Here is a 7,083-nt window from a genome sequence, read left to right on the forward strand (position 1 = left end):
CATGAAACGTCTCGACATTTTGCTGATGGGCGCCAGCCAGGCCATGACCGACCTGGCGCAGGAACTTGAACAACACGGGCATACATTGACGCGCAGTGGCGCGGCGAAATCGACGATGGATTTGATCATCGACGATGGCTTCATTGCCGCCGGCGATTTCTGCGCAATCCCACACCTGCATCTGCGTTTAGGTATCGGTGCGCAGAGCGTTGCAGGTTTGCCGACACTCGATCTGCTGTGTTTCCTCGGCTCGTCGCTGATCAGCCGAGTGCCCATTGGCGATGAGCCGTCCGGCAACGGTCAGGCACTGCGACAAAGGGTGCTGACGCAGCTGGTGGACGAGGTTTCATTGCTGGTCAGCCGCTACTCCCGCGACACGGACTACTTCCAACAGGCCGCTACGGTGACTGCGCCGGATTTCGAACGGATGGAAAACCTGCTGTTCCTCGACAGCCTGGCCTACGTCCATCGCCTCAACGCCACGGCGAATCCGGCGCTGCTGCAACAGGCACAAATCCCGCTGATCGAGCGCTTGCAACAGAGCCTGATCAATCACCCCGAGCGACCAGCGCTGCACCTCGCCGAACAGACGATCAGCTATCGCCAGTTACACGCCCATAGCCGGGCGATTCAACAGCGTTTGCAGCCCATGCTCGACCAGCATCCACAACCGTGGGTGGTCGGCATCTGCCTGCCGAAAAGCCCGGCGCTGTTCGCCTCGATTCTGGCAATTCTCGGCAGCGGCGCGGTGTACTTGCCACTGGAGCCGAGCCATCCCTTGCAGCGCCAGCAATACATCCTGGAGAACGCCGGCGCCTTGCTGTTGCTGCATGACGGTGAGCATCCGCTGAGCGAGAGGATGCCGGGGCTGAATGTCAGCCGTATCGACAGCCTCCACGCCGACCTTTCGCAAACGTTGATGCGCCAGCGCCCCAAACTCGATGCGCCGTGCATGGCGCTCTACACCTCGGGCACCACCGGACACCCGAAGGGTGTGCTGCTCAGTCAAGCGAACCTCGCGCACTTCACTGCGTGGTACGCCGACTACACGCAAATGCAGGCCGAGAGTCGCGTGTTGCAGTTCTCTTCGCTGAGTTTCGACTCGTCGCTGATCGACATCTTCCCGACCCTGCTCATGGGCGCCGAACTGGTGGTGCCCGATGACACGCAACGGCGCGATCCGCTGCAACTGGTCGCACTGATCCGCCGCCGACAATTGACCCACGCCTTCCTGCCGCCAGCACTGTTGAGCATCCTGCCGCTGGAGCAACTGCAAGGCGTGCAACAGGTGATGACCGGCGGCGATGTCTGCGAGCCGTTCGTCATCGAGCAACTGACGCGTCAGAGCAAACTGCACAACCTCTACGGCCCCACCGAAGCCACGGTGCTGATCACCGCCCGGCAACTCAAACCCGGCGACAGCAACCGCACCCTCGGCGCGCCGATCGCCAACAGCCAGGTGCTGATTCTCGATGATGATCTGCAACCGGTGATCGAACAGACCGTGGGCGAACTTTTCATCGTCGGCCCCGGTGTCTGCCTCGGTTACCTGAACAATCCGCAGCAGACCGCCGAGCGCTATGTGACCTTGGAGCTACCGGACGGCCAGCAGTTGCGCGCTTATCGCAGCGGCGACATGGCCAAGTGGGGCGAGCACGGCATCGAGCTGTGCGGCCGGCGCGACAATCAGGTGAAGATCCGCGGTTTCCGGGTCGAGCCGGAAGAGATCGAGCGCTGTCTGCGCGAGAGCCAGTTGTACCGACAAATCGCTGTGGTGATCGACAGTCAACGGCGGATTCTGGCGTTCCTCGCCCAGCCTCAATCAGACGACGCTCGCGATGCCCTGAAGGCCCACGCGCAGCAATTTCTGCCGGACTACATGCAGCCGGTGGCGTGGACCGAACTGCCGAACATGCCGTTCGCCAGCAATGGCAAGGTCGACCGCAAAGCGCTGCTGGAACTGCAGGTGAACGTGCAGGACAGCGGCCCGAAATGCCTGCCGGCCAATGAAGACGAAGCACTGCTGCTGGAGATCTGGGCCGAGTTGCTGGAATTGCCGACCAGCGACATTTCCACCGACGAGAGTTTCTTCAATCTCGGTGGCCATTCGATTCTGTTGTCGCGGATGTTGCTGCGCTTGCGTGAAGAATTCGGCCGCAGCATCTCGATCAACCGCTTCATCGAACTGCCGACTCTCATCAAACTCGCCACGCTGGTGCGCGGCACCGATGACAGCGCCGTGCTCAGCGCCCAGGCCATGGCCGATGCTGAGCGGGCGCTGGATATCGAACCGCTGCCGATCAGCCGCATGGGCGATGTGCACAAGGTGATCGTCACCGGTGCCAACAGCTTTGTCGGTGTGCATATCGTCGAGGCGCTGCTCGGTTGGGGCGCCAGCGAAGTGGCCTGCCTGGTGCGCGACGGTGCCGAGCAAACGGCGGCGCAGCGCTTTGCTCAGGCACTGCGCGAGAACCGCCTCGAGCATCTGGACCTGAGTCGGGTGCGGGTTTACGCGGCGGATATTGCTCGTCCGCAATTGGGCCTGAGCGACGTGGATTATCAGCGGCTGGATCAACAGTTCGGCGCACTGGTGCACAACGCTGCCAACGTCAATCACGTGCTCGATTACGAGTCACTGGCGGCGGACAACGTCGAGCCGATTTTCGAACTGCTGCGCCTCTGCGAAGGGAGCAGCAAAAAGGTCTTCAATTTCGTCTCGACGCTATCGGCTTCAAGCACGGTCGATGACGCGGGCCGGGTGCTGGAACTGCCCGCCGCGCCTACGCCGCCGATCTACATTCGCAACGGCTACAACCTGTCGAAATGGGTCGGTGAACGCATCCTTGAACGGGCGCGAACGCTTGGGGTACGAGTCAATCTGTACCGCCCCGGCAACATCAGTTTCAACAGCCTCAGCGGTGTCTGCCAGCCGCACAAAAACCGCTTGATGCTGATGCTCAAAGGCTCGATCCAGCTTGGTCAGGTACCGGCCTTCGCGCTGAACTTCGACCTGATGCCGGTGGACTTTCTCGCCCGCTTCATAGCCTTCCACGCCAGCCGTTATTCGGCGCAACGCGCAGTGTTCAACCTGCACAACCCCGAGCCGTTGAGCTGGGACGCCTACGTCGCCTCGTTTCGCGATACCGGCAGCGAGTTCTCGCTGGTCAGCGTCGCCGACTGGCAGCAGCAACTGGGGCGAGTCGATGCCGACAACGCGCTGTTCGGCGTGCTCGGCTTCTACCTCAACGGCTTCGAGGAAGACATCGGCGACATCTCCTTGATCGGCCACGCCAACGCCGAGGCCGGCGTCCAGCAGATGGGCGCGCACTACCCGGAAAAATCCCCGGCGCTGCTGCGTCGTGGCTGCGATTACCTGAAAGAAATCAACTTCATCTAGTTCATCTAGTTCATCTAGTTCATCAAAAAGGAGCAACACCATGAGCACTCTGCAACCCGACACCCTGATCAAGAACCCTCACGGCTGCCACGTTGTGTCTTCGGTAGAAGTGCCGACAGACGCCGCGCAAGTCTGGGCAGTGGTCGGCAACTTCGGCGGTTTCGATCAATTCATCCCGGCGCTGTCGCACATTGAATTGACCGGCGAGGGCGTGTCCTCGCTGCGCAAGAAATTCTTCAAGGACGGCAACGTGGTGGTCGAGCAACTCAACTCCCGCGATGAGCAGGCGCGGAGCATGACCTGGACAACGATCTACAACACCCTGGGCGTGGCCAATCTGTGGGCCGCGATGAATGTGGAGTCGTTGGGTGCAGGGACGTCGCGGGCGACCTGGACGATCATTGCCGAGCCTGCCAGCGGTGGGGCCGAGGCGCTGCCGGGGTTCAAGGATTTTGTGCAGGGGTTTGCGGATGATGCGATGGGGAATGTTTTGAAGCTGTTTGTTTAAGGCTTTGGTTTGGCGGTGACTGAGCTACCGCTATCGCTGGCAAGCCAGCTCCCACAGAGTCCAAGTCGTTCACACATTTCGTGTTCGCCAAGAATCCTGTGGGAGCGGGCTTGCCCGCGATGAACGATAACGCGGTCTGACTTAAGGTCAGATTTTGAAACTGTCGACCAACTGCTTCAGGCGGTTGGCCTGCTGCGACAACGCATCACAATCCTTCAACGTTTCGTTGAGGTTGGCCACGCTCTGCTGGTTCAACAGGTTGATCTGGTTAACGTCGACGTTGAGGGTTTCCACCACCGCGGTCTGCTCTTCAGTGGCGGCCGCTACCGACTGGTTCATACCGTCGATTTCGCCGATGCGCTGGGTCACGCTGACCAGACGCAAACCGGCCTGGTTGGCCACTTCAACGCTCTGCTCGCTGGATGCCTGACTGGCGTTCATGGTGGTCACCGCTTCACGCGAACCGACCTGCAGCGAAGTGATCATCTTGTGGATCTCTTCCGCCGATTCCTGGGTGCGATGGGCAAGGTTACGCACCTCATCCGCCACCACCGCAAAACCACGCCCGGCTTCACCGGCACGTGCCGCTTCGATGGCGGCGTTGAGCGCCAACAGGTTTGTCTGCTGCGAGATGCCTTTGATCACATCGAGGATGTGTCCGATGTTGTCGGTGCTGGCATTCAGGGTTTCGATCTGGGTGCACGACAGGCTGATCTTCTGCGACAACTCGGTCATTGCCAGAATGGTTTGCTCAACCACTTGGCGACCATCATCGGCCTGCTCGCTCGCGCCGCTGGCGTGCTGCGAAGCATCGGCGGCGTTGCGGGCGATTTCCTGAGTGGCGGCGCCCAGTTCGTTGATCGCCGCGGCCACGCTGTTGGTGCGTGCGCTCTGTTCGTCCGAACCGACGATGGAAGCGTTGGACGACGCCATCACCCGTTGCGACAGGTCATGGACCTGACGGGTTGCCGAAGACACTTCAGAAATCGACGCGTGAATCCGTTCAACGAATTGGTTGAACGAGCTGCCCAGTTCGCCGAATTCGTCTTTGCTTTCTACGACCAGACGACGAGTCAGATCGCCCTCGCCCTGAGCGATGTCCTGCATCGCGCGGCCCATGGTGGTCAGCGGACGCATCAACACGTTGATCAACAGGCTCAACAGCAGCGCAATTGCGCCCACCGCAACGAACATGGCAATCAGCGCCGAAGTACGGAACTGGCTGAGTGCGGCGTAGGCTTTATCGCGATCGATCGACAGACCGATGTACCACTGAGCATTCGGCAAATCGCTGACCGGGGTGAACGACAGGATCCGTTCCTGGCCGTTGAGCAGCACGTTCTGGTTGCCCTTCTCGATGCGTACGCTGGAGTTCGGATAGATGTCCTTCAGGTTCTTCATCACCTGATCTTTGTCCGGGCTGACGATCACCTGACCATCGGCACTAACCAGGAACGCATGGCCGAGGCCACCGAAGTCCACCGAGTTGATGATCTTTACCAGGGTTTCCAGGCTCAGGTCACCACCGACCACACCGAGCAGTTCGCCGTTCTTCTTCACCGGCATGGCGATGGTCACCACCAGGCCACCGACCGCCGCCATGTACGGCGGCGTCAGCATGGTTTTGTCGGCGACGACCGCTTGCTTGTACCACGGGCGCTGACGCGGATCGTAACCGTCCGGCATCTTCGCGTCAGGGCGCTGGGTGAATACACCGTTGGCCTGGCCGACGTAGGTGAACTGGAAGTTCGAGGTGAAGGCCGGTTGATCAACCAGGCCCGGGAAATCGGCGTCCTTGCCCTGATGGGCAACGTTCTGCGCGAGGTTTTCCAGCACCAGAATCCGCCCGCTCATCCAGTTCTGCACGCTGCTGGCGGTCAGATCACCGGCCTGCTGCACGGAGGATTGGAGGTTCTGGCGAATGGTGTTTCGCTGCAGATAGTCGTTGTAGAGAGTGAATAAAGCGAAAGCCAGGACCACGACGCCCGAGGCGGCCAACAGGATTTTATGGCTGAACTTGAGATTCATTTCATGGGACTTCTTATGCAAAAGTGGGGATGCGTTCCGGGATGCAACATTCCATGTACAGCGCAGGCAGCGTTCTTCTGGCTGCTCTGATTTGGTGCACGCATGTCTCACCAGTCTGTCGGCACGAGTCGGAGAAATCTTAGGGCTGTGCGGAAAATGGATGGTATTTGCGGAAGATTCCCGCCGAACGGCGTGCTAGAGCGTTCGCTGCGTGGTGTTTTTGACTGATGCCTGGGCGCCAGTTGCACATTCTGTAAGCTTTAATGGCAGTCTGACCATCGAGTCCTGAGTGGCGCCCTACGCGAGTCTGAATTTTTGCTACATGCGCGAAGCGCAACGTCGCAGCAACAGCCTGCTATCAGTTCCAAGCGAATGCGTTGTGCATAAAAAAGCCAGCCCTTGAAGTTCAGGGGCTGGCTTTGTCATATCTGGGAGCAGATTTTCATGCTCGTATTCGATCATTGGTATCAGCGGACAAGTGATGATCGCAAACTTGGATGTTTTGATTGAGGACTATCAGGGATTGGCATCTACATCTGGTGTGCCGTATCAGCAAGGCTCGCAAAGCTGGTTTGATCGTCTATTTTTTGCAAGCCTGTAAACGAGAAAACCCCTGTCTGCGTTAGCAGACAGGGGTCTCGGAATTCAATCTTGACGATGACCTACTCTCACATGGGGAAACCCCACACTACCATCGGCGATGCATCGTTTCACTGCTGAGTTCGGGATGGGATCAGGTGGTTCCAACGCTCTATGGTCGTCAAGAAATTCTGTATCTGGCGCGTCAACACGGTAACGAGCCAGCAAAAATCGGTACTTCTACTAAAACAAAACCCCAACTGCTTTCGCAATTGGGGTTTCGGAATTTAATCTTGACGATGACCTACTCTCACATGGGGAGACCCCACACTACCATCGGCGATGCATCGTTTCACTGCTGAGTTCGGGATGGGATCAGGTGGTTCCAATGCTCTATGGTCGTCAAGAAATTCGGGTACTGAGTCGCGGCCAGCTGGCCTCGCTTCAGCAAATTGGGTATGTGATAGCTTTCGGTGTTTTGTGAAGATCGAACTTTCGGTTCATTTCGTCTTCACACACCGCAACTTGGCCTTTCGACGCAAATTGCTTGGGTGTTATATGGTCAAGCCTC

Annotated in this window: 3 protein-coding genes and 2 rRNA genes; 2 read left to right on the forward strand and 3 right to left on the reverse strand. The window is 58.8% G+C overall.

The window, feature by feature from the left end; genetic code table 11:
• Window position 1 precedes the first annotated feature (1 nt).
• Together IAI51_RS21715 and IAI51_RS21720 are read left to right on the forward strand one after the other, a co-directional pair.
• Complete coding sequence (locus tag IAI51_RS21715) at window positions 2–3,397, forward strand: non-ribosomal peptide synthetase (RefSeq protein WP_187680328.1); 3,396 nt, start codon at window positions 2–4, stop codon at window positions 3,395–3,397.
• A 40-nt stretch (window positions 3,398–3,437) separates the two neighbouring features.
• A complete protein-coding gene (locus tag IAI51_RS21720; protein WP_187680329.1) occupies window positions 3,438–3,905 on the forward strand; it encodes an SRPBCC family protein in 468 nt (155 codons plus the stop codon).
• A 147-nt stretch (window positions 3,906–4,052) separates the two neighbouring features.
• On the opposite strand, the gene IAI51_RS21725 is transcribed toward IAI51_RS21720, so the two are convergent.
• The 3 genes from IAI51_RS21725 to rrf (IAI51_RS21735) form a co-directional block, all read right to left on the reverse strand.
• The gene (locus IAI51_RS21725) at window positions 4,053–5,933 is read right to left on the reverse strand and encodes a methyl-accepting chemotaxis protein (protein WP_187680330.1); all 1,881 of its coding nucleotides are present in this window, start codon (window positions 5,931–5,933) and stop codon (window positions 4,053–4,055) included.
• 649 nt (window positions 5,934–6,582) lie between these two features.
• Window positions 6,583–6,698, reverse strand: a 5S ribosomal RNA gene (rrf, locus tag IAI51_RS21730).
• A gap of 105 nt (window positions 6,699–6,803) precedes the next feature.
• Window positions 6,804–6,919: ribosomal RNA gene (rrf, locus tag IAI51_RS21735) — 5S ribosomal RNA — on the reverse strand.
• Window positions 6,920–7,083: the final 164 nt, after the last annotated feature.

Origin of the sequence: Pseudomonas sp. N40(2020), from assembly GCF_014472415.1 — a bacterium.
Taxonomy (GTDB): Bacteria; Pseudomonadota; Gammaproteobacteria; order Pseudomonadales; family Pseudomonadaceae; genus Aquipseudomonas.